The 25777-nt window shown below is 58.3% G+C and carries 18 protein-coding genes; 12 read left to right on the top strand and 6 right to left on the bottom strand.

All coding sequences use genetic code 11. The features are described from left to right. The first annotated feature begins 34 nt into the window (after positions 1-34). From thiB to thiQ, 3 genes are read left to right on the top strand one after another with little or no spacing between them, the layout of a single operon-like run. Entirely contained in the window at positions 35-1021 is a 987-nt protein-coding gene (thiB, locus tag FJW00_RS11900) for a thiamine ABC transporter substrate binding subunit (protein ID WP_140924229.1), read from the top strand. Further along, entirely contained in the window at positions 997-2604 is a 1608-nt protein-coding gene (thiP, locus tag FJW00_RS11895) for a thiamine/thiamine pyrophosphate ABC transporter permease ThiP (RefSeq protein ID WP_140924227.1), read from the top strand. The genes thiB and thiP overlap by 25 nt, the downstream gene beginning before the upstream one ends. Beyond that, positions 2591-3292, top strand: coding sequence for a thiamine ABC transporter ATP-binding protein ThiQ (gene thiQ, locus FJW00_RS11890; protein WP_140924225.1), 702 nt, complete (start codon positions 2591-2593; stop codon positions 3290-3292). Before thiP ends, thiQ begins: the two co-directional genes overlap by 14 nt. Positions 3293-3296: 4 nt before the next feature. Here thiQ and FJW00_RS11885 read toward each other — a convergent pair whose 3' ends face one another. After that, on the bottom strand, positions 3297-4061 hold the full coding sequence (locus tag FJW00_RS11885) for a DedA family protein (protein ID WP_009092177.1): 765 nt from the start codon (positions 4059-4061) through the stop codon (positions 3297-3299). Positions 4062-4230: 169 nt separating this feature from the next. Here FJW00_RS11885 and polB point away from each other — a divergent pair, with 169 nt between their 5' ends. The 3 genes from polB (at position 4231) to rluA (ending at position 10343) form a co-directional block, all read left to right on the top strand. Then, on the top strand, positions 4231-6591 hold the full coding sequence (gene polB, locus FJW00_RS11880) for a DNA polymerase II (protein WP_140924223.1): 2361 nt from the start codon (positions 4231-4233) through the stop codon (positions 6589-6591). A gap of 152 nt (positions 6592-6743) precedes the next feature. Beyond that, a complete protein-coding gene (gene rapA, locus FJW00_RS11875; protein ID WP_140924221.1) occupies positions 6744-9650 on the top strand; it encodes an RNA polymerase-associated protein RapA in 2907 nt (968 codons plus the stop codon). A 39-nt stretch (positions 9651-9689) separates the two neighbouring features. Beyond that, complete coding sequence (gene rluA / locus FJW00_RS11870) at positions 9690-10343, top strand: bifunctional tRNA pseudouridine(32) synthase/23S rRNA pseudouridine(746) synthase RluA (protein WP_009092184.1); 654 nt, start codon at positions 9690-9692, stop codon at positions 10341-10343. A 51-nt stretch (positions 10344-10394) separates the two neighbouring features. Here rluA and djlA read toward each other — a convergent pair whose 3' ends face one another. Beyond that, positions 10395-11207 carry a co-chaperone DjlA gene (djlA, locus tag FJW00_RS11865; protein ID WP_009092186.1) on the bottom strand — a complete coding sequence of 271 codons (813 nt, stop codon included), beginning with the start codon at positions 11205-11207 and terminating at the stop codon, positions 10395-10397. Between the two features lie 182 nt (positions 11208-11389). On the opposite strand from djlA, the gene lptD reads away from it, so the two are divergent. The 6 genes from lptD to apaH are packed head-to-tail and all read left to right on the top strand — an operon-like array spanning position 11390 to position 18200. After that, a complete protein-coding gene (gene lptD / locus FJW00_RS11860; RefSeq protein ID WP_009092188.1) occupies positions 11390-13762 on the top strand; it encodes an LPS assembly protein LptD in 2373 nt (790 codons plus the stop codon). A gap of 54 nt (positions 13763-13816) precedes the next feature. Continuing rightward, a complete protein-coding gene (gene surA / locus FJW00_RS11855; protein WP_140924218.1) occupies positions 13817-15112 on the top strand; it encodes a peptidylprolyl isomerase SurA in 1296 nt (431 codons plus the stop codon). Next, positions 15102-16094, top strand: coding sequence for a 4-hydroxythreonine-4-phosphate dehydrogenase PdxA (gene pdxA / locus FJW00_RS11850; protein WP_009092191.1), 993 nt, complete (start codon positions 15102-15104; stop codon positions 16092-16094). Before surA ends, pdxA begins: the two co-directional genes overlap by 11 nt. After that, positions 16087-16908 carry a 16S rRNA (adenine(1518)-N(6)/adenine(1519)-N(6))-dimethyltransferase RsmA gene (rsmA, locus tag FJW00_RS11845; protein WP_009092193.1) on the top strand — a complete coding sequence of 274 codons (822 nt, stop codon included), beginning with the start codon at positions 16087-16089 and terminating at the stop codon, positions 16906-16908. Before pdxA ends, rsmA begins: the two co-directional genes overlap by 8 nt. Before the next feature lie 3 nt (positions 16909-16911). Next, positions 16912-17289, top strand: a complete 378-nt coding sequence (apaG, locus tag FJW00_RS11840; RefSeq protein ID WP_009092195.1) for a Co2+/Mg2+ efflux facilitator ApaG/CorD — start codon at positions 16912-16914, stop codon at positions 17287-17289. Between the two features lie 53 nt (positions 17290-17342). After that, positions 17343-18200, top strand: coding sequence for a bis(5'-nucleosyl)-tetraphosphatase (symmetrical) ApaH (apaH, locus tag FJW00_RS11835; RefSeq protein ID WP_140924216.1), 858 nt, complete (start codon positions 17343-17345; stop codon positions 18198-18200). Between the two features lie 33 nt (positions 18201-18233). Here apaH and FJW00_RS11830 read toward each other — a convergent pair whose 3' ends face one another. From FJW00_RS11830 to carB, 4 genes are all read right to left on the bottom strand, one after another. Continuing rightward, positions 18234-20117 (bottom strand): PhoX family protein, encoded by a 1884-nt coding sequence (locus FJW00_RS11830; RefSeq protein WP_140924214.1) that lies wholly within the window; start codon positions 20115-20117, stop codon positions 18234-18236. A gap of 90 nt (positions 20118-20207) precedes the next feature. Then, positions 20208-20690, bottom strand: coding sequence for a type 3 dihydrofolate reductase (gene folA, locus FJW00_RS11825; protein WP_046101196.1), 483 nt, complete (start codon positions 20688-20690; stop codon positions 20208-20210). 234 nt (positions 20691-20924) lie between these two features. After that, positions 20925-22058 (bottom strand): porin, encoded by a 1134-nt coding sequence (locus tag FJW00_RS11820; protein ID WP_370528422.1) that lies wholly within the window; start codon positions 22056-22058, stop codon positions 20925-20927. A gap of 485 nt (positions 22059-22543) precedes the next feature. Continuing rightward, complete coding sequence (carB, locus tag FJW00_RS11815; protein WP_140924212.1) at positions 22544-25771, bottom strand: carbamoyl-phosphate synthase large subunit; 3228 nt, start codon at positions 25769-25771, stop codon at positions 22544-22546. Positions 25772-25777: the final 6 nt, after the last annotated feature.

Below are 25777 nucleotides of genomic sequence, written 5' to 3'. Positions count from 1 at the left end.
CGACTCATCCCCTATTCTCCTGAAGGAGCGCAAAGTGTTAAACAAAGTTCTGCCGGTATTGCTGTTACTCTCCGCCCCCGTTCTGGCGGCTAAGCCGGTCCTCACGGTCTACACCTACGACTCCTTCTCTGCCGACTGGGGCCCTGGCCCGGCGGTAAAAAAAGCCTTTGAGGCGCAGTGCAACTGTGAGCTGAAATTCGTCACGCTGGAAGATGGCGTCTCGCTGCTGAACCGCGTGCGGATGGAAGGCAAAAACAGCAAAGCGGATCTGGTGCTGGGGCTGGATAACAATCTGGTGCAGGCGGCGCAGAAAACCGGTCTGTTTGCTGAAAGTCAGGTCGACACCGCAAAACTTACCCTGCCTGGCGGCTGGCACAACACCACCTTTGTGCCGTTTGACTATGGCTACTTCGCCTTTGTCTATGACAAAACCCGGCTGAAAAACCCGCCCAGGAGCCTGAAAGAGCTGGTCGACAGCCCGGAAAAGTGGCGGGTGATCTACGAAGATCCGCGTACCAGTACCCCCGGCTTAGGCCTGCTGCTGTGGATGCAGAAGGTCTACGGCGACCAGGCTCCGCAGGCGTGGCAGAAGCTGGCGCAGAAAACCGTAACGGTGACCAAAGGCTGGAGCGAAGCCTATGGCCTGTTCCTGAAGGGCGAAGGCGATCTGGTGCTGAGTTACACCACCTCTCCGGCTTACCACATCATCGAAGAGAAAAAAGAGAACTACGCCGCCGCGCCGTTTGCCGAAGGACACTATCTGCAGGTGGAAGTGGCCGCACAGTTAGCCAGCAGCAAACAGCCTGCGCTGGCACAGCAGTTCATGCAGTTTATGGTCTCGCCTGCGTTCCAGCGCACCATTCCCACCGGCAACTGGATGTACCCGGTGATCGATACGCCGCTGCCTGCCGGTTTTGCCAGCCTGACGGTGCCGTCCACCGCCCTGCAGTTCTCGCCTGAAGAGGTGGCCACACAGCGTTCAGGCTGGATCAGCCAGTGGCAACGCGCCGTCAGCCGCTGATGGCGCGCTGGCTGATCCCCGGCTCGCTCGCCACGCTGCTGCTAACCGGCGTGGCGCTGCTGGCCTTTGGCGCACTCTGGATGGCCGCGCCAGGCCTGGAGTGGCGCAGCGTGCTGCAGGATGCATATCTGCGGCACGTGATCGGCTTCTCTTTCGGTCAGGCGCTGCTCTCCGCCCTGCTCTCCCTGCTGCCTGCCGTGCCGCTGGCGCGTGCGCTCTATCGGCGCCGTTTTCCCGGCCGCCAGCTGCTGCTGCGTCTCTGTGCCATGACCCTGGTCCTGCCGGTACTGGTGGCGGTGTTTGGTCTGCTGACCGTCTATGGCCGCGTTGGCTGGCTGGCCCAGCTCTGTCAGCTGCTGGGCATCGGTTATCACTTCTCACCCTATGGTCTGCCGGGCATTTTGCTGGCGCACGTCTTCTTTAATCTGCCGCTGGCGACGCGTCTGATGCTGCAGGCGCTGGAGAGCATTCCGGCCGAGCAGCGTCAGCTCGCGGCGCAGCTCGACCTGCGCGGCTGGCACCATTTTCGCCTGCTGGAGTGGCCGTGGCTGCGGCGTCAGTTGCTGCCGACCGGTGCGCTGATCTTTATGCTCTGCTTTGCCAGCTTTGCCACCGTGCTGTCACTGGGGGGCGGGCCGCAGGCTACCACGCTCGAACTGGCGATTTTCCAGGCGCTGAGTTATGACTACGATCCGGGCCGTGCCGCGCTGCTGGCGCTGATTCAGCTCGGCTTCTGCCTGACGCTGGTGCTGCTCAGCCAGCGTTTCAGTAAGGCGATCCCCGCCGGCACCCGTCAGCTGAAGGGCTGGCGCGATCCGCAGGATTCGTGGGGCGCACAGCTCAGCGATGCGCTGCTTATCCTGCTGGCGCTGCTCCTGCTGCTGCCTCCGCTGGCGGCGGTGATCGTGGAGGGCCTGCATGGCGGAGTGCGCGGTGCGCTGGCTCAGCCTGCTCTCTGGCGGGCAACCCTGACCTCATTACGCATCGCCACCGGGGCCGGATTGATCTGCGTGGTGCTGACCATGATGCTGCTCTGGAGCAGCCGCGAGCTGCGTCTGCGCCAGCATCCGGCGGCGGCCACGCTTATCGACACCAGCGGAATGCTGATTCTGGCGATGCCGGGCATTGTGCTCGCCACCGGCTTTTTCCTGCTGTTCAACGCCACCATCGGCCTGCCCGACTCCGCCGAAGGGCTGGTGATGTTTACCAATGCGCTGATCGCCATTCCCTATGCGCTGAAAGTGCTGGAAAACCCGATGCGCGACACCGCAGAGCGTTACGGCAGACTCTGCGATTCACTGGATATTCAGGGCTGGAACCGGCTGCGGCTGATCGAGTTGCGGGCGCTGAAACGTCCGCTGGCCCAGGCGCTGGCCTTTGCCTGCGTGCTGTCGATTGGTGATTTTGGCGTGGTGGCGCTGTTTGGCAGCGCCGACTTCCGCACGCTGCCGTTCTATCTCTATCAGCAGATAGGTGCCTATCGTGGCGCTGATGGTGCGGTTACCGCCCTGCTGCTGCTGCTGCTCTGCTTATTGCTGTTCACGCTAATGGAAAAATTACCGGGCCGCCATGCTGACTCTTGATAACCTTACCTATCTCTACCAGCATCTGCCGATGCGCTTCAGCTTCAGGGCCACACGCGGTGAACGCATCGCGATTCTCGGCCCCAGCGGCGCGGGTAAAAGCACCCTGCTGAGCCTGATTGCCGGTTTTCTGCCGGTGAATCAGGGCACCCTGCTGATTGACGGTCAGGAGCACACCCACACTGTCCCGGCCCGACGACCGGTCTCCATGCTGTTTCAGGAGAACAACCTGTTTCCGCACCTCAGCGTGCAGCAGAACATGGCGCTGGGGCTGCACCCGGGGCTACGACTCAGCTCGGAACAGCAGCAGCAGCTGACTGCGCTGGCTGAACAGGTGGGATTAAGCGATCTGCTGTCACGCCTGCCAGGCGAACTGTCGGGCGGCCAGCGCCAGCGCGTGGCGCTGGCCCGTTGCCTGTTGCGTGACCGTCCGGTACTGCTGCTGGATGAGCCCTTTTCCGCGCTGGACCCCGCCCTGCGCGGCGAGATGCTTCAGCTGGTGCGTTCGGTGTGTGAGGCGCGCAGCATCACGCTGCTGATGGTGTCACACAGTCTGGAAGATGCGCAGCAGATCGCGCCGCGCAGCGTGGTCATTGTGGATGGCCGGGTTTACTGGGATGGCGAAACCCGACAGCTGCTGTCGGGCGACACGCGGGAGGCCGACGTACTCGGCATCCCGCGTCGTTAGCGGCTCAGGCGATGAAAACCTGCCACAGCAGATGGCGGAAAACCGGCATCATCGGATGGAACTGGATCGCGACAAACGCCGCCACGGCGATCGCCAGCCCCAGCGGGCCAGCCCAGCGCAGGCGCGCCGGGGGCAGCCAGGCGGTGGCCCAGTCACGGCTTTTGCCACTGCGCCACCAGCGCCAGCCTAACCAGCCGCCAAGCCAGATCAGCAGCGCTGCGCCGAGTAACAGCCATTTAAAGCTGCCGCCCTGCGCCGCTTTTGGCACGTCAATCGCCACCCCGGCCAGAATGCCGGGCAGCAGATAGATCGGTGGCCAGAGAAGACAGCCGATGAGATTAGGCGGCAGAAATTTACGTACCGGCAGCTCCAGCATACCGGCCGCCAGCGGGATTAGCGGCCGCGTGGGGCCGACAAAACGTCCGACCAGGATGGTAAACATACTGTGCTGATGCAGGGCATGCTCGGTTTTATCCAGCAGGCCTTTGTACTTTTGCAGATACTTCCAGCGGTGCAGCGGCCCCTGGAATTTCCAGCCGATACCGTAGGAAACCCAGTCACCGATCAGGCAGCCCGCAAAGCCCGCCGCCCAGGCAGGATAAAGGCCAAGCTCGCCACTGCCGACCAGCGCGCCCAGGCTGGCCATCATCACCGTACCTGGCAGCAACAGCCCGACCAGCGCCAGCGACTCCAGAAACGTCACCAGCGCAACGGCAAACAGCGCCCACTCCAGGGACTGCGTAATCAGTTGTTGAATCCAGGCTTCCATAGTGGTCCTTAGTCAAAGCAGAAGGCTGGATTGTCCAGAGCCAGCCACACAGCGTCAAGGCAAGAATTGTAGGACAATGTTGACAAATCGTGGCGACAGGAACTGTATAAATATCCATGATATACTCAGGTTGTTTACTTATCCCTGAAACACGGCGTCCGGAGAACATCTGACTATGCCCCGCGCAGGTTTTCTGCTCACCCGCCACTGGCGCGACAGCCCGAATGGCACCGAAATTATCCTCTGGCTCGCCACCGATGCGGGCGCGCAGCGCGTGGTGCTGCCTGTGCAGGAGTCTGTCGCTTTTGTGCCTGCGGAATATCAGGCGCAGATCAGCGAGCTGCAGAGAGAGGAACGCCAGCTGCGTATCCAGCCGCTGGCGCTGAAAGATTTTCGTCACCGTCCGGTGCTGGGCCTCTACTGCCAGCAGCATCGTCAGCTGCAGCGCATCGAAAAACGGCTGCGCGAACAGGGGATTCCGATCTACGAGGCAGATATCCGCCCGCCGGAACGCTATCTGATGGAGCGCTTTATTACCGCCCCCGTCTGGTTTGATGGCGAGCAGCAGGGCGACACGCTGGTCAACGCGCGGCTTAAGCCACATCCCGACTATCGCCCGCCGCTGAAATGGGTCTCGCTGGATATTGAAACCACCCAGCATGGCGAGCTCTACTGCATCGGACTGGAGGGCTGCGGTCAGCGCCAGGTCTACATGCTCGGCCCCGCTAACGGCGATGCCAGCACGCTGGATTTCGACCTGATCTATCTCGACAGCCGGCCACAGCTGCTGGAAGCCCTGAACCAGTGGTTTGCAGAGCATGACCCGGATGTCCTGATTGGCTGGAACGTGGTGCAGTTTGACCTGCGGGTGCTGCAGAAACATGCCGACCGCTACGGCATTCCGCTGCGTCTTGGCCGCCAGCAGACGGCGCTGGAGTGGCGGGAACATGGCTTCAAGCCAGGCGTTTTTTTCGCGCAGGCCAGCGGCCGCCTGATCATTGATGGCATCGACGCACTGAAATCGGCGTTCTGGGATTTTCCGTCGTTCAGCCTGGAGTCGGTGTCGCAGCAGCTGCTGGGTGAAGGCAAAGCGATCGACAATCCCTGGCACCGCATGGAGGAGATCAACTGGCGGTTTGCCAACGATAAACCGGCGCTGGCGCGCTACAACCTGAAAGATTGTGAACTGGTGACGCGCATCTTCCACAAAACGGCGATCATGCCGTTTCTGCTGGAGCGCGCGGCGGTCAATGGTCTGGCCGTGGACCGCCATGGCGGTTCGGTGGCGGCGTTCAGTCACCTCTATATTCCGCGCATGCACCGTGTCGGGTTTGTCGCGCCCAATATGGGTGAGGTGGCCCCGGAAGCGAGTCCGGGCGGTTATGTCATGGATTCGCGTCCCGGTCTCTACGACTCGGTGCTGGTACTGGATTACAAAAGCCTCTATCCGTCGATTATCCGCACCTTCCTGATCGACCCGGTGGGTCTGGTGGAGGGTCTGGCCCATCCTGATGATGCGGATTCGGTTGCCGGTTTCCGGGAAGCGCGCTTCTCTCGCCACACCCACTGCCTGCCGGCGATGGTTGAACAGATCTGGCTGGGGCGCGAAGCGGCGAAAAAACAGAACAATCAGCCGCTGTCACAGGCACTGAAGATCATCATGAACGCCTTTTACGGAGTGCTGGGCACCAGCGCCTGCCGCTTCTTCGATCCGCGACTCGCCTCCTCAATTACCCTGCGCGGTCACGCCATCATGCAGCAGACCCGCGCGCTGATCGAAGCGGAAGGCTACGACGTCATCTATGGTGACACCGACTCCACCTTTGTCTGGCTGAAGTCGGCCCATGATGAGGAGCGGGCCGCTGCCATTGGTCATCAGCTGGTGCAGAAAGTGAATGCCTGGTGGCGCGATCACCTGCAGCAGACGCTGGGACTGACCAGCGCACTGGAACTGGAGTATGAAAACCACTTCTGCCGTTTTCTGATGCCGACCATTCGCGGCGCGGAACAGGGCAGCAAGAAACGCTACGCCGGACTGATTCGTGACGCCGACGGTGCGCGCATGGTCTTTAAGGGGCTGGAGTCGGTGCGAACCGACTGGACGCCGCTGGCCAAAACATTTCAGCAGCAGCTCTACCACCGTATTTTCCACCGCGAGCCGTGGCAGGATTACATCCGGGAGACCGTGGCGCAGCTGCTGGCGGGCGAGCTGGACGATCAGCTGATCTACAAAAAGCGCCTGCGGCGTCCGCTGAAGGAGTATGAACGAAATGTGCCCCCGCACGTGCGCGCCGCCCGGCTGGCTGATGAGCAGAATCGCAAACTGAACCGTCCACTGCAGTATCAGAACGGCGGCCGGATTCGTTACGTCATGGCTACGGCTGGCCCCGAACCGCTGGAGGCGCGCAGTACGCCGCTCGACTATGACCACTATGTGACGAAGCAGCTGCAGCCGGTGGCAGAGGGGATCCTGCCCTTTGTCGGAGGAGATTTTGCTACACTGATTACGGGGCAACTGGGGCTTTTTTGACAGGTGACGAATGCCCTGCCATCCAGTACCATAGCGCCCTTCCTGAAACTCACCGCTCTTATGCACGCTCCAGACCTTGTTGTCTGGCGGTAACGCTATTGCCTGAGATTCGGGAACACCTCTAAAAACGTTAAAATTCGAGCTAAAAATATATGGTTTTTACATTAGGTCAGCGCTGGATTAGTGATACGGAAAGTGAACTGGGACTGGGCACCGTGGTGGCGATCGATACCCGCATGATCACCCTGCTGTTTCCGGCCACGGGGGAAAACCGCCTCTACGCCCGCAACGATTCGCCGGTTACCCGCGTCATCTTTAACCCGGGTGATACCATCACCAGTCACGAAGGCTGGCAGATGCGCGTCGATGAAGTCCGCAACGAAAATGACCTGATGACCTATATCGGTACCCGACTGGATACTGAAGAAAGCGATGTGATCCTGCGTGAAGTGATGCTCGACAGCAAGCTGGTGTTCAGTAAGCCGCAGGATCGTCTGTTTGCTGGTCAGCTCGACCGCATGGACCGCTTTGCCCTGCGCTTCCGCGCACGCAAATACCAGAGTGAGCAATACCGTCTGCCGATCAGCGGGTTACGCGGCATGCGCACCAACCTGATCCCTCATCAGCTGCATATCGCACACGATGTGGGTCGCCGCCACGCGCCACGCGTACTGCTGGCCGATGAAGTGGGCCTGGGTAAAACCATTGAAGCCGGGATGATCATTCAGCAGCAGCTGCTGGCGGGTCGTGCCGAGCGGGTACTCATCGTGGTGCCTGAAACCTTACAGCATCAGTGGCTGGTCGAGATGCTGCGCCGCTTTAACCTGCGTTTCGCCCTGTTTGATGATGACCGCTACACCGAAGCGCAGCACGACAGCGATAATCCGTTTGAAACGGAACAGCTCATCATCTGTTCGCTCGACTTTGTTCGCCGTAACAAACAGCGCCTTGAACTGCTGGCCGATGCCGAATGGGATCTGCTGGTGGTGGATGAAGCGCACCACCTGGCCTGGTCCGAAGGCGAACCCAGCCGTGAATATCTGGTCATCGAAAAACTGGCTGAGAAAACGGCCGGGGTGCTGCTGCTGACGGCGACGCCGGAACAGCTCGGCATGGAGAGCCACTTTGCCCGTCTGCGCCTGCTCGATCCGGACCGTTTCCATGATTTTGCTGCCTTTGTTGAAGAGCAGCAGCATTTCCGTCCGATTGCTGATGCGGTAACAGCGCTGCTGGCTGACCAGGCGATCTCCCAGGAGGAGATGAACCGGATCAACGATCTGGTGGGCGAAGAGGATATCGAGCCGCTGCTGCAGGTCGCCAACAGCGATCGTGAGGGCAAGCTGGAGGCGCGTCAGGAGCTGATCGCCATGCTGATGGATCGCCATGGCACCAGCCGCGTCCTGTTCCGCAACACCCGTAACGGTGTGAAAGGTTTCCCGAAACGCGAACTGCATCAGATCCGCCTGCCACTGCCTGCGCAGTATCAGACGGCCATCAAAGTTTCCGGCATTATGGGCACGCGCAAAAGCGCCGAGGAGCGGGCGCGTGACCTGCTCTACCCGGAGCAGATTTATCAGGAGTTTGAAGGCGACAGCGGCACCTGGTGGAACTTCGATCCGCGTGTGGAATGGCTGATGGGCTATCTCACCAGTAACCGTAAAGAGAAAGTGCTGGTCATCTGCGCCAAAGCGGCCACGGCGCTGCAGCTGGAGCAGGTGCTGCGCGAGCGCGAAGGCATCCGGGCGGCGGTGTTCCACGAAGGCCTGTCGATCATTGAGCGTGACCGTGCTGCCGCATGGTTTGCCTCGGAAGAGAATGGCGCACAGGTTCTGCTCTGCTCCGAAATCGGTTCTGAAGGCCGTAACTTCCAGTTTGCCAGCCGCCTGGTGATGTTCGACCTGCCCTTTAACCCGGATCTGCTGGAGCAGCGTATCGGCCGTCTTGACCGTATTGGTCAGGCGCACGATATTCAGATTCTGGTGCCGTGGCTGGAGCAGACTGCTCAGGCGGTGCTGCTGCGCTGGTATCATGAAGGTCTGGACGCGTTCGAGCACACCTGCCCGACCGGTCGTACCATCTACGACAGCGTGCATCAGCAGCTGATCGGCTATTTAGCCGCGCCGGAAAACAGTGAAGGCTTTGACAGCTTTATCGCGGAGTGCCGTAAACAGCACGAGGCGCTGAAATCGCAGCTGGAACAGGGCCGCGATCGTCTGCTGGAGCTGAACTCTAACGGCGGCGAATCGGCTCAGCTGCTGGCGAACGCCATCAGCGAGCAGGATAACGACACCGGTCTGGTGAACTTCGCGCTGAACCTGTTTGATATTGTCGGTATCAATCAGGAAGATCGCAGCGATAACCTGATTGTGCTGACCCCTTCCGACCACATGCTGGTGCCCGATTTCCCTGGCCTGCCGGAAGATGGCTGCACCATCACCTTCAACCGCGATCAGGCGCTCTCCCGCGAGGATACTCAGTTCATCACCTGGGAACATCCGCTGATTCGTAATGGCCTGGATCTGATCCTGTCGGGTGACACCGGCAGCTCCGCGCTGTCACTGCTGAAGAACAAGGCGCTGCCGGTCGGCACGCTGCTGGTTGAGCTGATCTACGTGGTGGAAGCGCAGGCTCCGAAGCATCTGCAGCTGACCCGCTTCCTGCCACCGACGCCTATCCGTCTGCTGCTCGATCGCAACGGCACCAACCTGGCCGGGAAAGTGGAGTTCGAAAGCTTTAACCGCCAGCTGAATGCGGTTAACCGCCACACCGCCAGCAAACTGGTCAATGCGGTGCAGCAGGATGTGCATGCGATCCTCACCCAGGGTGAAGAGAGCGTGGTCAGCGAAGCACGTGCGGTGATTGAAGCGGCGCGGGCCGAGGCGAATGAAAAGCTGGGTGCAGAGCTTTCCCGTCTCAACGCGCTGAAAGCGGTGAACCCGAACATCCGTGAAGATGAGATCGAGGCGCTGGAAAGCAACCGTGAACAGGTGCTGGAAAGCCTGGATCAGGCCAACTGGCGTCTCGACGCGCTGCGCCTGATTGTGGTGACTCACCAGTAAGCTCAGGGGCCTTCCGGCCCCTTATTTTTGGAAAGCCCTATGGAACCTTACAATCCACCGCGTGAACCCTGGCTGCACATCCTTTATCAGGATGCGCATATCATGGTGGTGAATAAACCCAGCGGTCTGCTCTCGGTACCCGGTCGGCTGGATGAGCACAAAGATAGTGTGATGACGCGGATACAGCGTGATTTTCCGCAGGCGGAATCGGTTCACCGGCTGGATATGGCGACCAGTGGTGTGATGGTCGTCGCCCTGACCAAGGCGGCTGAGCGTGAGCTGAAACGGCAATTTCGCGAGCGGGAACCCGCCAAGACCTATGTGGCCTGCATCTGGGGTCATCCGGAGAAGGAGGAGGGAGTGGTTGATCTGCCGCTGATTTGCGACTGGCCCAATCGTCCGAAGCAGATGGTCTGCTTCGAAAACGGCAAAGCCGCGCAGACGGAGTATCAGGTGCTGGAATATCGTGCGGATAACAGTGCGCGCGTTTCGCTGAAGCCGATTACCGGCCGCTCGCACCAGCTGCGGGTGCATATGCTGGCCCTGGGCCATCCGATTCTGGGCGACAACTTCTATGCCCATCCGGACGCCAGGGCGATGGCACCGCGCCTGCTGCTGCACGCGGAGTCACTGACCATCACCCATCCGGCATTCGGTAATGCCATGACGTTTCGTCAGCCCGCCGATTTTTAAGGGGGGCGGTACGCCTGGCCGCCTCCTTCTGAGAGGCGGAGAGAGGCGCGATTACTTAAAGCCTTTTTCTTTGCGAATCAGATCGTACGCCGCCTGAATTTCCTGCGCCTTCTGCTTCGCCATCTCCATCATCTCTGGCGGCAGCCCCTTCGCCACCAGCTTGTCGGGATGATGCTCGCTCATCAGCTTGCGGTATGCGCGCTTGATGGTGGTGGCGTCATCGCTGCTCTTCACACCCAGCACGCTGCAGGCATCTTCCAGCGTTGGTCCACGTTGCGCCTGCTGAAAGCCACCATTGCCACTGCGCTGTCCGCCGCCGAACTGCTGGCCGCCTTCCATCATGCGCAGGAACTGATCGAACTGAACGCGTGAAATGCCCAGTTCCTCGGCGATGACATAGAGCACCTGCCGCTCATTGGGATGCAGGGAACCGTCGGCAAAGGCAGCCTGAATCTGAATTTCCAGGAACATGCGAATCAGATCGAACCGGCCAAAACAGGCGCTGCGCAGTTCCCGCAGTTTGCTGCGTAACGGGTAATCTGCCTGCTTGCCTTCGCGAAATGCGCGCTGGGCGGCGGTGCGCGAGTCACCGTGCAGCTGCATCCGCTCCATGAGCAGCGATGCAATCTGAATATCCGCTTCGGTAACGCGCCCTTTTGACTTGGTCAGATGGCCCATGACCTGAAAGGTGGTGCTGAAAAACAGCGTCTGTCGGGTCTGATTATTTGAGAAGTAAGCCTTGCCTTGCGCGCCGCGCACTTTGTCAAACATATGGCCAATGATCAAACCGATCACAATACCCCAGAAGCCTGCACCGGAAAGTAATCCCAGCGCCAGACCCACAACTTTTCCCCAGTAGCGCATAAACTCCTCAATTCGCCATGCTTGCGGCTGAAAATTGCATTATCATACCTGTCATTTATCTCAGCGCCTAACGGCAACGCTGACTGACCAGGATTAACACTGGCGCAACGCCGGGCAGTAAGTTAGTCTCTGACCCGATTGTCGGCATGATGCCAGTTTTCATGGAATTCTCGATACCGCGTATGAAAAAACATATACCTACCCTGCTGGCCACACTGATCGGCGCAGCCATTAGCCAGCAAGCCGTTGCCGACGATCTGATGTCGCAGTGTATGTTAGGCGTGCCGAGTTACAACCGCCCGCTGGTGAATGGCGATACCAATCAGTTGCCTGTCACCATTCACTCCGACGCTGCCAAAGGGAACTATCCCGATGATGCGGTCTTCACAGGCAATGTGAATATCGAGCAGGGCAACAGCCGTATGCAGGCCGATGAAGTTCAGCTTCATCAGCGTCAGCAGGAGGGCCAGACCACGCCGGTTCGTACCGTCGATGCCCTGGGTAATGTGCATTACGATGATAACCAGGTCATCCTGAAAGGTCCGAAAGCCTGGTCAAATCTGAACAGTAAAGATACCAACGTCTGGAACGGTCAGTACCAGATGGTGGATCGTCAGGGTCGCGGCACCGCCGATCAGATGAAACTGCGCGGTGATAACCGCTACACCATTCTGGAAAATGGCACCTTTACCTCCTGTCTGCCTGGCTCCAACAGCTGGAGCGTGGTCGGTTCCGAAGTGATTCAGGACCGCGAAGAGGAAGTGGCCGAGATCTGGAACGCCCGCTTTAAACTCGGTTCCGTTCCGGTGTTCTACAGTCCCTATCTGCAGTTACCGATTGGCGACCGTCGTCGCTCCGGCTTCCTGATCCCGAATGCCAAATATGGCAGCAACAACGGCTTTGAGTTCATCCTGCCCTACTACTGGAACATCGCGCCGCAGGCCGATGCCACTATTACGCCGCACTACATCAGCAAGCGCGGCATGAAGTTTGAGAATGAATTCCGTTATCTGACAGAGCTGGGCGCAGGTCTGATGGAGTTCGACTACCTCGGCTCAGACAAGCAGTACGACAAAGATAAAGCGCTGCGCGGCATCGCCGAAGATGACAGCTCCGATCGCTGGCTGTTCTACTGGCGTCATGCGGGTGTCTACGATAAACACTGGCGTTTCAGCGCGGACTACACCAAGGTCAGCGATAGCTACTACTTCAACGACCTCGACTCGAAGTACTACAGCTCGACTGACAACTACGCCACGCAGAAATTCAGTATTGGCTACGCGGACACCAACTGGGATGCGACGCTCTCCAGCAAAGATTTCCAGGTATTTGGTAACACCAGTAATAGCAACGTTTACCGCGCCATGCCGCAGCTGGACGTCAATCTCTATCAGAACGATATCGGTCCGTTTGATGGCCGGATCTATGCGCAGGCGGTGAAATTCACCAACGTCAGCGATCGCTATCCTGAAGCGACCCGTTTGCACGTAGAGCCAACGCTGAACCTGCCGCTGTCAAACGGCTGGGCGAGCCTGGATACCGAAGCGAAATTCCTGGCAACCCACTATCAGCAGACCAATGTTGATTACTACAACAACAACTTTGCGAACCGCAACGGCAAAAGTGGCGATCTGGATGAGTCGGTAAACCGCACCCTGCCGCAGTTTAAAGTTGATGGCCGTCTGGTCTTTGACCGCGATATGGACTCCGCGGCGGGCTATACCCAGACGCTGGAGCCGCGGGTGCAGTACCTCTATATCCCGTACCGCAATCAGAGCAACATCTATCCATACGACTCAACGTTGCTGCAGACCGACTACACCGGGCTGTTCCGCGACCGCACCTACAGCGGCCTGGATCGTATCGCGTCGGCTAACGAAGTGGCCACCGGCGTCACCACACGCATTTATGATGCCGATCTGGTTGAACGTTTTAACGTTTCTGTAGGTCAAATCTACTCGTTTACCCCTTCTCGTACTGGTGTGAATCAGACCAGTAAAGAAGATGATACCGGCAGCCTGATCTGGGCTGGCGATACATACTGGAAAATCAGCGATCGCTGGGGCGTCCGGGGTGGGTTGCAGTATGACACCAAACTCGACAACGTTTCCCAGGGCAATACCGTACTGGAATATCGTCGTGATGCCGATCGCATGGTGCAGCTGAGCTACCGTTACAGCAGCCCGGAATATGTCGCAACTGCGCTGAACGACAGCAGCCTGGTGACCAATCCTATCTTCAAAAATGGGATTTCACAGGTGGGCACCACGGCCAGCTGGCCGATTGCGGATGCATGGTCCGTGGTAGGCGCGTATTACTACGATACCCGCAACAGCCGTCCGGCTTCGCAGCTGGTAGGCCTGCAATACAGCTCATGCTGTTATGCCATTCGGGTCGGTTACGAACGCAAAATTAACGGTTGGGAAAACGACGACAGTAAATATGACAACCAAATCTCATTCAACATTGAGCTGCGTGGTCTGAGCTCCAACTATGGCTTAGGCACCAACGATATGCTGCGTCAGGGGATTATCCCTTACCAGCCCGCTTTCTGATGTTGTGATGTTTGACAGGCAATCCCGCAGTGCGGAACCAACAATGGATAAAGTATGAAGAACTGGAGAATGCTGATTCTTGGTGTGGCAATCAGTGCCAACACCGCGTTCGCAGCACCACAAGTCGTTGATAAAGTTGCCGCCGTGGTCAATAACGGCGTGGTTCTTGAGAGTGACGTGGACGGCATGATGGGCACGGTGAAATCTCAGGCCCGGCAGGCAGGTCAGCAGTTGCCAGATGATAAAATGCTGCGCCATCAGATTCTGGAACGCCAGATCATGGACAACATCATTCTGCAGATGGGTGAAAAAGCGGGGATCCAGATCAGCGACGAGCAGCTGGACCAGGCGATTAAGAACATCGCCGCACAGAACCGCATGACGCTGGATCAGCTGCGCAGTCGTCTGGCTTATGACGGCATGAACTATGGCGTCTATCGCTCACAGATCCGCAAAGAGATGATGATTGCCGAAGTCCGCAACAATGAAGTGCGTCGTCGCGTGACCATCCTGCCGCAGGAAGTGGATACGCTTTCAACCCAGATTGCCGCCCAGAACAGCCAGGGAACCGAGCTGAACATCAGCCACATTCTGCTGCCGCTGCCGGAAAACCCGACGCAACAGCAGGTCGATGAGCAGGAAACGCTGGCGAAACAGCTGGTTGGCGAACTGAAAAATGGTGCGGATTTCGGCAAAATGGCCGTGACCTACTCCGCCGACTCGCAGGCGCTGAAAGGCGGCAACATGGGCTGGGGTAAAATCGAAGAGTTACCGACCCTGTTTGCCCAGGCGCTGGCAACGGCGAAAAAAGGCGACATCGTCGGGCCGGTGCGTTCAGGTGTGGGCTTCCATATCCTGAAGGTGAACGACCTGCGTGGCGAAAGTAAGAACGTCTCGGTCACTGAGGTGCACGCTCGTCATATTCTGCTGAAACCATCGCCGGTTCTCACTGACGATCAGGCCAGGGCGCAGCTGGAACAGATCGCGGCCGATATCCGCAGCGGAAAAACCACCTTTGCCGCCGCGGCCAAACAGTACTCTGACGACCCGGGATCGGCGAATCAGGGTGGCGATCTCGGCTGGACCTCTCCGGAAGTCTTTGATCCCGCCTTCCGCGATGCGCTGCTGCGTCTGCAGAAAGGCCAGACCAGCCAGCCGGTGCACTCCTCTTTCGGCTGGCATCTGATTCAGCTGCTGGATACCCGCCAGGTGGACAAAACCGACGCGGCCCAGAAAGAGCGCGCTTATCGCATGCTGTTTAATCGTAAATTTGCTGAAGAAGCGCAGACCTGGATGCAGGAACAGCGCGCCAGTGCCTATGTGAAGATTCTGGATGGCAATGCACAGTAACCAGCGTGTGGTGATCACTCCCGGCGAGCCCGCCGGGATTGGTCCTGATCTCACCGTTCAGCTGGCTCAGCACGCCTGGCCGGTGGAACTCGTCGTCTGCGCCTCCCCTGCCCTGTTGCAGCAGCGGGCAGCGCAGCTCGGTCTGCCGCTGACCCTGCGTCACTACCAGCCTGAGGCGGACCCCGTGCCGCAGCAGGCGGGGACGCTGACCATTCTGCCGATTGAGACGGCACAGCCGGTCACGCCAGGCGAACTCTGTGTCGCTAACGGTGATTATGTGCTGGCCACGCTGGCCCGCGCCTGTGACGGCTGTCTGCAGGGTGAATTTGCGGCGCTGATTACCGGTCCGGTGCACAAAGGCGTGATTAACGATGCCGGTATCGCCTTTACCGGCCATACCGAATTCTTCGCCGACCGCGCAGGCGGTCATCGCGTGGTGATGATGCTGGCAACCGAAGCGCTGCGTGTGGCACTGGCCACCACGCATCTGCCGCTGAAAGAGGTGCCTGCGGCGGTCACCCGCGAATGCCTGCATGAAGTGATCACCATTCTTCATCGTGATCTGCAGCAGAAGTTCGCCATTGCCGAGCCGCATATCTATGTCTGTGGTCTTAACCCCCACGCCGGTGAAGGCGGCCACATGGGACGGGAAGAGATTGAGACGATTACGCCGGCCCTCAATGAACTGCGTCAGCAGGGCATTAAACTGACCGGCCCGCTGCCTGCGGATACGCTGTTCCAGCCCAAATATCTGCAAAACGCCGATGCGGTGCTGGCGATGTATCACGACCAGGGCCTGCCGGTACTGAAGTTTCAGGGGTTTGGCCGCGCGGTAAATATTACCCTGGGCCTGCCCTTTATCCGGACCTCCGTTGACCACGGCACCGCGCTTGAACTCGCCGGGCTGGGTCAGGCGGAACCGGGCAGCTTTATCACGGCGCTTAACCTCGCCATCACTATGATCAAGAGCAGTAATGAATAATCGCGTCCATCAGGGGCACTACGCCCGTAAACGTTTCGGGCAGAACTTCCTGAACGATCAGTACATTATCGACAGCATTGTCTCCGCCATTCATCCCCAGCGCGATGAAGCGCTGGTGGAGATCGGCCCTGGCCTCGGCGCCTTAACCGAGCCGGTAGGCGAACGCCTCGATAGCTTAACGGTGGTGGAGCTGGACCGCGATCTCGCGGCGCGTCTGCAAACGCATCCGTTCCTTGGCCCGAAACTGACCATCTTCCAGCAGGATGCCATGACCTTCGACTTTGCCGCGCTGGCACAGGAGAGAGGCCAGCCGCTGCGGGTATTTGGTAACCTGCCTTACAATATTTCGACCCCGCTGATGTTCCACCTTTTCAGCTATACTGGTTCGATCAAAGATATGCACTTCATGCTGCAGAAAGAGGTGGTTAACCGTCTGGTTGCGGGCCCGGGCAGCAAAGCGTATGGTCGCCTGACGGTGATGGCGCAATATTACTGCCAGGTTATTCCGGTGCTGGAAGTGCCGCCACACGCCTTCACGCCGCCACCGAAAGTGGACTCGGCTGTCGTGCGTCTGGTGCCGTTTGCCGAGCCACCGCATCCGGTCAGCGACGTGCGTATCCTGAGCCGTATCACGACAGAAGCCTTTGGTCAGCGCCGTAAAACATTGCGCAACAGCCTGAACCACATGGTGGCGGCAGGTGCGCTGGAAGAGTTATCCATTGATCCTGGTCTGCGTGCTGAAAACGTCTCGGTCGCGCAATATTGTCAGCTGGCTAACTGGCTGGCGACGCATCAGGGAAAATCGCAGGAGTAAGTCATGAGTGAAACGGCCCGCGTCTCCGTTCATGTGCAAAGCCAGTACGTCGCCTCCCAGTCCTCGCCGGATGAGGATCGCTACGTCTTCGCCTATACCATTACGATACGCAATCTGGGCCGTTCCGCCGTGCAGCTGCTGGGGCGTTACTGGCTGATTACCAACGGTAACGGCCGCGAAACAGAAGTTCAGGGCGAAGGCGTGGTCGGTGAGCAGCCGCTTATCCCGCCGGGCAACGAATTCCAGTACACCAGTGGTGCTGTTATCGAAACGCCGATGGGCACCATGCAGGGACACTACGTGATGGTCGACGATCAGGGCGACACCTTTCACGTTGAAATCCCGGTGTTCCGCCTCGCCATCCAGACGCACATTCACTGATTTTCACGCCTTTTGCCCGATAAGTCGGGCACATTCCCGATGGATAAAACGTTATGAGCACATACCTGATTGGCGACGTCCATGGTTGCTACGATGAATTACGTGCCTTGCTGCAGCAGGTCGATTTCAATCCCGAGCATGACACGCTGTGGCTGACCGGTGACCTGGTGGCGCGCGGTCCTGGCTCACTGGAGGTCCTGCGCTATGTGAAGTCACTGGGCGACGCCGTGCGCCTGGTGCTGGGCAACCACGATTTACATCTGCTGGCGGTCTATGCCGGAATCAGCCGTAACAAGCCGAAAGATCGCCTCACCACCCTGCTGGAAGCGGACGATGCTGATGAGCTGATCAACTGGCTGCGCCGGCAGCCGCTGCTGCAGGTGGATGAAGAGAAAAAGCTGGTCATGGGACACGCCGGTATCACGCCTCAGTGGGATATCGACACCGCGAAAAAATGTGCGCGGGAAGTGGAAGCGGTGCTCGCCAGCGACAGTTATCCGCTGTTCCTGGATGCGATGTATGGCGATATGCCAAATAACTGGAGCGAAGATCTGACCGGTCTGGCCCGACTGCGCTTCAGCACCAATGCCTTTACCCGTATGCGCTACTGCTTCCCCAATGGTCAGCTGGACATGATCTGCAAAGATGCCCCTGAATCGGCGCTGCCACCGCTGAAGCCCTGGTTCAACATCGACGGACCGGTCGCCCGGGACTACATCATCGTTTTCGGTCACTGGGCTTCACTGGAAGGCAAAGGCACGCCAGAGGGAATTATCGGCCTGGATACCGGCTGCTGCTGGGGCGGCGCGCTGACCCTGCTGCACTGGGAAGAGCAGCGCTATGTGGTTCAGCCCTCTAACCGCGAGAAAGCGCTCGACTCCAGCGAAAGTCTGGCGCCTCCGGCGCTATAATCCTGAGGCTGGCCCGGCGGCCAGCCTGCTGTTTTATGCGCCGATAATGCCGCCATCCTCCCGGGTGATCATGATCACCGACGAGCGCGGGCGCGGACTGTTATCAGGAAAATGTGAATCCCCCTCTTCGCCAGGGTGCTGCACGTTCACGAACAGCGTTCTGTAGTCAGGCGTGAAGGTAATGCCGGTCAGCTCGCAGGATTTAGGGCCGACCATAAACCGGCGGATCTCGCCGCTGTCCGGGTCTCCTGCCAGCATCTGATTATTCCCCTGCCCCTGATAATCCTCTTTGTTACTGTATTTGCCATCGGTAAGGATCCAGAGCCGCCCCTGCGCATCAAACCCCAGGCCATCCGGGCTGTTAAAGGTGTTTTCAGCAGTGATGTTCGGTGTGCCACGATAGATGCCTTCGGGATGGGCAATCGGATTGCCGCATAACGCGTAGATGTCCCAGGCAAACGACGTGGCCGTGGCATCGCCCTTCTCATCCCAGCGGATAATCTGGCCATAGATATTTTTGGGGCGCGGGTTGGCGGCATTAACCGGCATCCCCTCATTGCCGCGCTTGTTGTTATTGGTCAGCGTACAGTAGGCGCGGCCATCATGCGGGTTAACGGCGATCCATTCCGGCCGATCCATCCGCGTGGCGTTAACCACATCGGCAGCAGCACGCGCATTGATCAGGACATCGGCCTGGCTATGAAATCCCTTCTCAGCAGTGAGTCCATTTTCCCCCCACTTCAGTGCCAGCCAGCGACCGCTGCCTTTCAGGGGTGTGCCCTGTTCATCGCCGTTAAACTGCGCCACATAGAGCGTGCCCCGATCGAGCAGTCCGTGATTCGCTTTCGCATCGTCCGGGTTAACCTTGTCGTCCGAGACATATTTATAAATGTACTCGCCACGCTCATCGTCGCCCATGTAGACCACCAGCTGGCCGGTTTTAGCAACCGTCACCGCAGCATTCTCATGCTTGAAACGCCCCAGCGCGGTTCGTTTGACCGGCACCGATTGGGGATCGAAGGGATCGATTTCGACTATCCAGCCGTGGCGGTTAAATTCGTTAGGATTTTTTGCGATATCGAAGCGGGGATCAAAATCGGACCAGTTTCGCTCCGGCTCGGCGGCGTTCAGGGTGTAGCGCTTCTGCTGGGCGGTCGGCGTAAAATGCGCGTCATGCGTGCCAAAGTAGGTGTCGTAGTTCTCTTCGCAGGTCAGATAAGTGCCCCAGGGCGTTTTACCGTTGGCGCAGTTACCAAAGGTGCCGAGAACCTGCAGGCCCTGAGGATCGGCGGCGGTCTGCAGCGCTTTGTCGCCTGCGGCCGGACCGGAAAAACGCATCGGGGTATTCGCGGTAATGCGGCGGTTGTAATCTGAAGGACGGACAACCTGCCAGCGATTGCTTTCGCCGCGTTTAATCTCAACGACAGAAACGCCGTGCGCCGCCTGTGATTTCTTCACATCCTCCAGGCTGGTCGCTTTGCTGCCGCCGTGGGCGAACAGCGTCGGCTCATTCACATACTCATTGTTGATTGCCATCACGCCACGATGCTCATCAATGGCGAAGAAGCTCATCCCATCATTGTTGTCACCGAACTGCTTTTCCTGATCTTCCGCGCTGTTGTTGCCATGCGGATCGAACTCAGCCGCGCCATTAACCAGCGGGTCGCCCCAGGAGATCAGCACTTCAGCGCGATAACCTGGCGCCACTACAATCTCATCCGCGGTCGAAGCGGCAATCGCCTGAAAGCCCAGCAGCGGGCTGCCGGCGGGTTTTTCCTGCGCCAGTGCGCCGGAGGAGAAAGTCAGGCCGCCGCTGAGAAAGCCGGTCAGCCCGAGTGCGCCGGAACCGGCAAGGAACTTACGTCGCTGCGAATCGGGCAGGCGGTCTGTGCTTAACGCGGAGAGTTCGATCTTCATCAGTGATTGCTTCCTTTGTGTCGGTCCCGGAAAAGAAGCAATGCTAATGAATAAAGATGACAGCCAGGTTACAGGCGGGCGGGCAAGGAATCAGCGACGGCGATCCAGGATCTCAAAGCAGTAGCTGTGGGAGTTATGCTCATCAGCGTCGTGGAACTCGCTGAACGTTGACTGCCACTCATCCGGCTCGTAATCCGGAAACTGCGTGTCGCCTTCTACTTCTGCATCGATGTGGGTCAGATAGAGACGATCGGCACGCTTCAGCATCTGCTCATAAACGCGTCCGCCACCGATCACCATGATCTCTTCGGCTTCACCGGCAGCCTGAAGCGCCTCATCCAGCGAAGTGACCCAGGTGACGCCTTCGGCGGTGCCGGGCTGGCTGCTGACCACGATATTCAGTCGGCCAGGCAGCGGGCGACCAATAGATTCAAAGGTCAGCCGGCCCATAATCACCGGTTTTTTCAGGGTGTTACGCTTGAACCACGCCAGATCTGCAGGCAGGTCCCACGGCATGGCGTTCTCCATTCCAATAATGCGATCTGCTGCTAATGCCGCGATAAGACTAATCATGTTAACTACTCACAGGAAAAAAATTGGCGCCATGATACGAGAAGGTGAAACTTTCGTCGATAGGGGGGAAGGTCTAATTGCGTAAAGCTTTTTATGATGTCGCGTTTCACTGCCTGCGCAGCGTTTTTCACCGCGAAATCGCGTCTGTTAGCCGCAGCTCGCCAGTAATCTGACGCCAGCTGGCACAAAACCGGGCGAATAAGAAAACGGCTCCCGCAGGAGCCGTCGGGGTTATCAGAAGTCGTAGCGCAGACGCACCAGATTCATATCACCCAGGTTATCGGTGCTGGAGGTAAAGACATGTTCGTAATCGACACGGAAACCGTAGTCGAGGAAGAGCGTCACACCCAGACCGTTGTCGATGCGCTGATAATCACGGCCGGTTGCATATTCAATGCGATCGCCCATAACATACGGCTGCACCGCTTTCAGGCCATACTGCGCCACCGGAATTTTATAACCGGCAAAGTATTCCACGCCCCATGCATCGCCAGCAAAGTAGTCATGCACATCTTTGCGTTTGGTGGTCATGAAGTTCTGATACCAGCCGCCGCCCGCTGACAGCGTCCAGTTGCCCGGGGTCCAGCTCAGCGCGGTGCCATAAATGTTCTGGTCGTAATCGCCGCTGTCGCCATTGTTCGGGTTACGCATCGCCGCGCGGGTGTAGTTCCACGCCGTGCCCCAGCTCAGATCGTCGGTAATGTGATAATCCACACCCAGCGAACCGCCGCCTTTGCGCTTGTAGCGCAGGCCGTTGCCTGGCAGGAACTCATTATCGTCGAACAGATAAGAGGCGTAGAGATCCAGATCGCCGAAGGTGTTTTTATACTTCAGCTGCTTACGCGAACGGTAAGAGCCATCGTAGTCGCCATTGATCCCGTTGCCTGGTGCCTGACCGATCATGTCGTAGTCCCAGATATCGGTCTTGGCCCCTACGGTATCGTAGTAAACGCTGTTCTGCTGACCAAAGGTCAGCTGGCCCCAGGTCTTGCTTTTCAGACCGGTGTAGAGCTGGCGGCGCGTGGTGTTATTCGCACCGTCGGCATAATGACGATCCCAGCTGAATACCGCCGGAATATTCACGCCCAGCTCGTAGTAGCTGATCCAGCTGACGTCGTCGAACAGGTAGTAATCCGCGCCGAAACGGAAACGGGTGCCGCCATCGAATCCGTCACGCTTGTACGATTTGTCATCCACGCCGGTCTGGTGATTGACCTGAGCACGGATGCTGCCGCCAAAGGTAAAGTTGAGGCGGCTAAGCGGATCGCCAGCCTGTGGGTCCTGTTTTAACAGGGTGATTTCCGCCTGGCTGGCGAAAGGAAGAATAGCCATCAGTGCAGCCACTGCACTCAGAGAAAAAGTACGCATTTTCATTTTTATAGGTGTCCTTGCACGCTCCGGTGATGAGCGGCAGGCATATTACTGGCGAAAAATCCGGACAGGAAGTGTTTATCTTATAAATTTGTGCGAACGGGGCTGATTCGCACCTATAGCTAAAAAACTAAGTCAAATCAGTGACTTTAAGGCAAATCCTTTGCTTTACGCGAGCCTGATTTTCAGATTATCGCCAGGCGGGAGGCAAAAAAAACGGCTCCCGCACGAGCCCTTCAGGCAGCTGACAAATTCAAATTCTGGGGGGACCACAACGTATCAGCACAACGCGCAGGGAGCACGGACAGAGGAGGAAAGCGTCCCGCGCCATGGACGGCGCGGGCCGGGCGGCCAGGGACTGGCTTGAGCGATTTTCCGATCTGCCCGTGTTCCCTTCGCAGGCGCGATCTCACCGCTGATATGGCCAGAATTTAACCAAAAAAAACGGCTCCCGCAGGAGCCGCTTTTCACACTACCTCGACTTACATCGCCTTAATCTGCGCGTGCATCTCCTGAACGGAGATAACCTGCTCCGTCGGATCGGCATTCAGCGCCATCGCGGTGGCGAAACCGCCATTCAGCGTGGTGTCATAGTGCACTTTATACTGCAGGGCACTGCGGCGAATCAGCTTCGAATCTTCAATCGCCTGACGTCCTGCCGTGGTGTTGACGATATAGCTATATTCGCCATTCTTCAGACGGTCCTGAATGTGCGGACGACCTTCATGCACCTTGTTCACCAGACGTGGGTTAATTCCCGCCTCGCCCAGCACAACCGCCGTGCCGTGTGTCGCATCCAGCTCAAAACCAAACTTCTGCAGCTTGGCCGCCAGGTCGACGATACGTTTCTTGTCGCCTTCACGCACCGACAGCAGTGCACGGCCCGACTTCTTCATGTTGCTCTGTGCGCCCAGCATCGCTTTAGAGAAGGCCTCAGCAAAGGTGCGGCCCACGCCCATGACTTCACCGGTCGAACGCATTTCCGGTCCAAGAATCGGGTCAACGCCCTGGAACTTGTTGAATGGCAGTACGACCTCTTTCACGGAGTAGTAAGGCGGAATCACCTCTTCGGTAACGCCCTGCTCTGCCAGCGTTTTACCTGCCATCACGCGTGCGGCCACTTTCGCCAGCGGCACACCGGTCGCTTTCGAGACGAACGGCACAGTACGCGCGGCGCGCGGGTTAACTTCGATCAGGTAGACTTCGTTGTCTTTAACCGCGAACTGGACGTTCATCAGGCCGCGGACGTTCAGCTCGAACGCCAGCTTCTCAACCTGCTGACGCATCACATTCTGAATCTCCTGATTCAGGGTGTAGGCCGGCAGTGAACAGGCGGAGTCACCGGAGTGAACGCCAGCCTGCTCGATATGTTCCATGATGCCGCCAATCAGCACCCGCTCACCATCGCAGATCGCATCCACATCGACTTCGACCGCATCATCCAGGAAGCGATCCAGCAGCACCGGCGCATCGTTAGAGACGGAGACCGCTGTCTGGAAGTAGCGCTTGAGGTCGGTTTCGTCGTAGACGATCTCCATGGCACGGCCGCCCAGTACATAAGAAGGACGCACCACCAGCGGATAGCCCAGGCCAGCGGCTTTCTCAACGGCCTGCTCCAGCGTGGCGACCGTGGCATTGGCTGGCTGTTTCAGGCTCAGACGATCGACAGCCTGCTGGAAACGTTCACGGTCTTCAGCACGGTCAATAGAGTCCGGGCTGGTGCCGATAACCGGCACACCCGCCGCTTCCAGCGCACGCGCCAGCTTCAGCGGGGTCTGACCGCCATACTGCACGATTACGCCTTTAGGCTGCTCGATACGGACGATTTCCAGCACATCTTCCAGCGTCACCGGCTCAAAGTAGAGACGGTCAGAGGTGTCATAATCGGTCGACACCGTTTCCGGGTTACAGTTGACCATAATGGTCTGGTAACCATCTTCACGCAGCGCCAGCGCGGCGTGAACGCAGCAGTAGTCGAACTCAATACCCTGACCGATACGGTTTGGCCCACCGCCCAGAATCATGATCTTATCGCGATCCATCGCCGGATTGGCTTCGCACTCCTCTTCATAGGTGGAGTACATGTAAGCGGTATCGGTGGCGAACTCGGCGGCGCAGGTATCCACACGCTTATAGACCGGGTGCAGGTTAAACTGCTGACGCAGCTTGCGAATTTCGCTCTCAGCCACGCCTGCCAGCGCCGCCAGCCGGGCGTCGGCAAAGCCTTTACGCTTCAGCGCACGCAGGAAGGTCGCATCCAGGCTGTTTACCCCTTCACGAGCCACCTGGTCTTCCAGCCGGATCAGCTCTTCAATCTGCACCAGGAACCAGCGGTCAATGTTGGTGAGATTGAAGACGCCATCGACCGACATCCCGGCGCGGAACGCGTCAGCGATATACCAGATACGGTCTGAACCGGCATCTTTCAGCTCGCGGCGGATGCGGGTCAGGGCTTCCGGGTCGTCCAGATGCACTTTCGGGTCGAAGCCGTGCGCGCCCACTTCCAGGCCGCGCAGCGCTTTCTGTACGGACTCCTGGAATGTGCGGCCAATCGCCATCACCTCACCGACCGATTTCATCTGGGTGGTCAGGCGGTCGTTGGCACCGGCAAATTTTTCGAAGTTGAAGCGTGGAATTTTGGTGACCACGTAGTCGATCGACGGCTCAAATGAGGCGGGCGTTAAACCACCGGTGATGTCATTCATCAGCTCATCGAGAGTAAAGCCGACCGCCAGCTTGGCCGCAACTTTCGCAATCGGGAAGCCGGTCGCTTTTGAAGCCAGCGCAGAGGAGCGAGACACGCGCGGGTTCATCTCGATAACAATCAGGCGACCATCTTTCGGGTTCACCGAGAACTGCACGTTAGAGCCACCGGTTTCCACACCGATTTCACGCAGGACCGCCAGCGAGGCGTTACGCATGATCTGATACTCTTTATCCGTCAGCGTCTGAGCGGGGGCGACCGTGATGGAGTCACCGGTGTGAATCCCCATCGCATCGAAGTTTTCAATCGAGCAGACGATGATGCAGTTGTCGTTTTTATCGCGAACCACTTCCATCTCATACTCTTTCCAGCCAATCAGCGACTCATCAATCAGCAGCTCATTGGTCGGTGAAAGGTCGAGGCCCCGTTCACAAATCTCTTCAAACTCTTCGCGGTTATAGGCGATGCCGCCACCGGTGCCGCCCATGGTAAAGGAGGGACGGATGATGCAGGGGAAACCGACATCTTCCGCCACGGCCAGCGCTTCTTCCATGGTGTGTGCGATACCGGAACGGGCGGTGTCCAGCCCGATGCTTTTCATCGCGACGTCAAAGCGACGACGATCTTCTGCTTTATCAATGGCGTCTGCAGTCGCACCAATCATGGTCACGCCAAACTCTTCCAGCACGCCCTGACGCTCAAGCTCCAGTGCGCAGTTCAGCGCAGTCTGGCCGCCCATGGTCGGCAGTACGGCATCCGGACGCTCTTTTTCGATGATTTTGCGCACTACTTCCCAGTGAATGGGCTCGATATAGGTGGCATCGGCCATCTCAGGGTCGGTCATGATGGTCGCCGGGTTGGAGTTCACCAGGATGACCCGGTAACCCTCTTCACGCAGCGCTTTACACGCCTGCGCACCGGAATAGTCAAATTCACAGGCCTGACCGATCACAATCGGACCGGCACCAAGAATCAGGATTGATTTTATGTCTGTACGTTTTGGCATGAATTA

Origin of the sequence: Pantoea anthophila (genome assembly GCF_006494375.1) — a bacterium.
GTDB lineage: Bacteria > Pseudomonadota > Gammaproteobacteria > Enterobacterales > Enterobacteriaceae > Pantoea > Pantoea anthophila.
The sequence above is the reverse complement of the archived record's forward strand: the minus strand, read 5'-3'. Positions and strand labels throughout refer to the sequence as shown.

Excerpts from the sequence above, each read along its gene's own strand:
- FJW00_RS11885 (WP_009092177.1), bottom strand. The coding sequence starts at position 4,061 with ATGGAAGCCTGGATTCAACAACTGATTACGCAGTCCCTGGAGTGGGCG.
- folA (WP_046101196.1), bottom strand. The coding sequence starts at position 20,690 with ATGATTAGTCTTATCGCGGCATTAGCAGCAGATCGCATTATTGGAATG.
- apaH (WP_140924216.1), top strand. The coding sequence starts at position 17,343 with ATGAGCACATACCTGATTGGCGACGTCCATGGTTGCTACGATGAATTA.
- rapA (WP_140924221.1), top strand. The coding sequence starts at position 6,744 with ATGGTTTTTACATTAGGTCAGCGCTGGATTAGTGATACGGAAAGTGAA.
- FJW00_RS11830 (WP_140924214.1), bottom strand. The coding sequence starts at position 20,117 with ATGAAGATCGAACTCTCCGCGTTAAGCACAGACCGCCTGCCCGATTCG.
- thiQ (WP_140924225.1), top strand. The coding sequence starts at position 2,591 with ATGCTGACTCTTGATAACCTTACCTATCTCTACCAGCATCTGCCGATG.
- rsmA (WP_009092193.1), top strand. The coding sequence starts at position 16,087 with ATGAATAATCGCGTCCATCAGGGGCACTACGCCCGTAAACGTTTCGGG.
- surA (WP_140924218.1), top strand. The coding sequence starts at position 13,817 with ATGAAGAACTGGAGAATGCTGATTCTTGGTGTGGCAATCAGTGCCAAC.
- FJW00_RS11820 (WP_370528422.1), bottom strand. The coding sequence starts at position 22,058 with ATGCGTACTTTTTCTCTGAGTGCAGTGGCTGCACTGATGGCTATTCTT.
- lptD (WP_009092188.1), top strand. The coding sequence starts at position 11,390 with ATGAAAAAACATATACCTACCCTGCTGGCCACACTGATCGGCGCAGCC.
- pdxA (WP_009092191.1), top strand. The coding sequence starts at position 15,102 with ATGCACAGTAACCAGCGTGTGGTGATCACTCCCGGCGAGCCCGCCGGG.
- apaG (WP_009092195.1), top strand. The coding sequence starts at position 16,912 with ATGAGTGAAACGGCCCGCGTCTCCGTTCATGTGCAAAGCCAGTACGTC.
- djlA (WP_009092186.1), bottom strand. The coding sequence starts at position 11,207 with ATGCGCTACTGGGGAAAAGTTGTGGGTCTGGCGCTGGGATTACTTTCC.
- carB (WP_140924212.1), bottom strand. The coding sequence starts at position 25,771 with ATGCCAAAACGTACAGACATAAAATCAATCCTGATTCTTGGTGCCGGT.
- rluA (WP_009092184.1), top strand. The coding sequence starts at position 9,690 with ATGGAACCTTACAATCCACCGCGTGAACCCTGGCTGCACATCCTTTAT.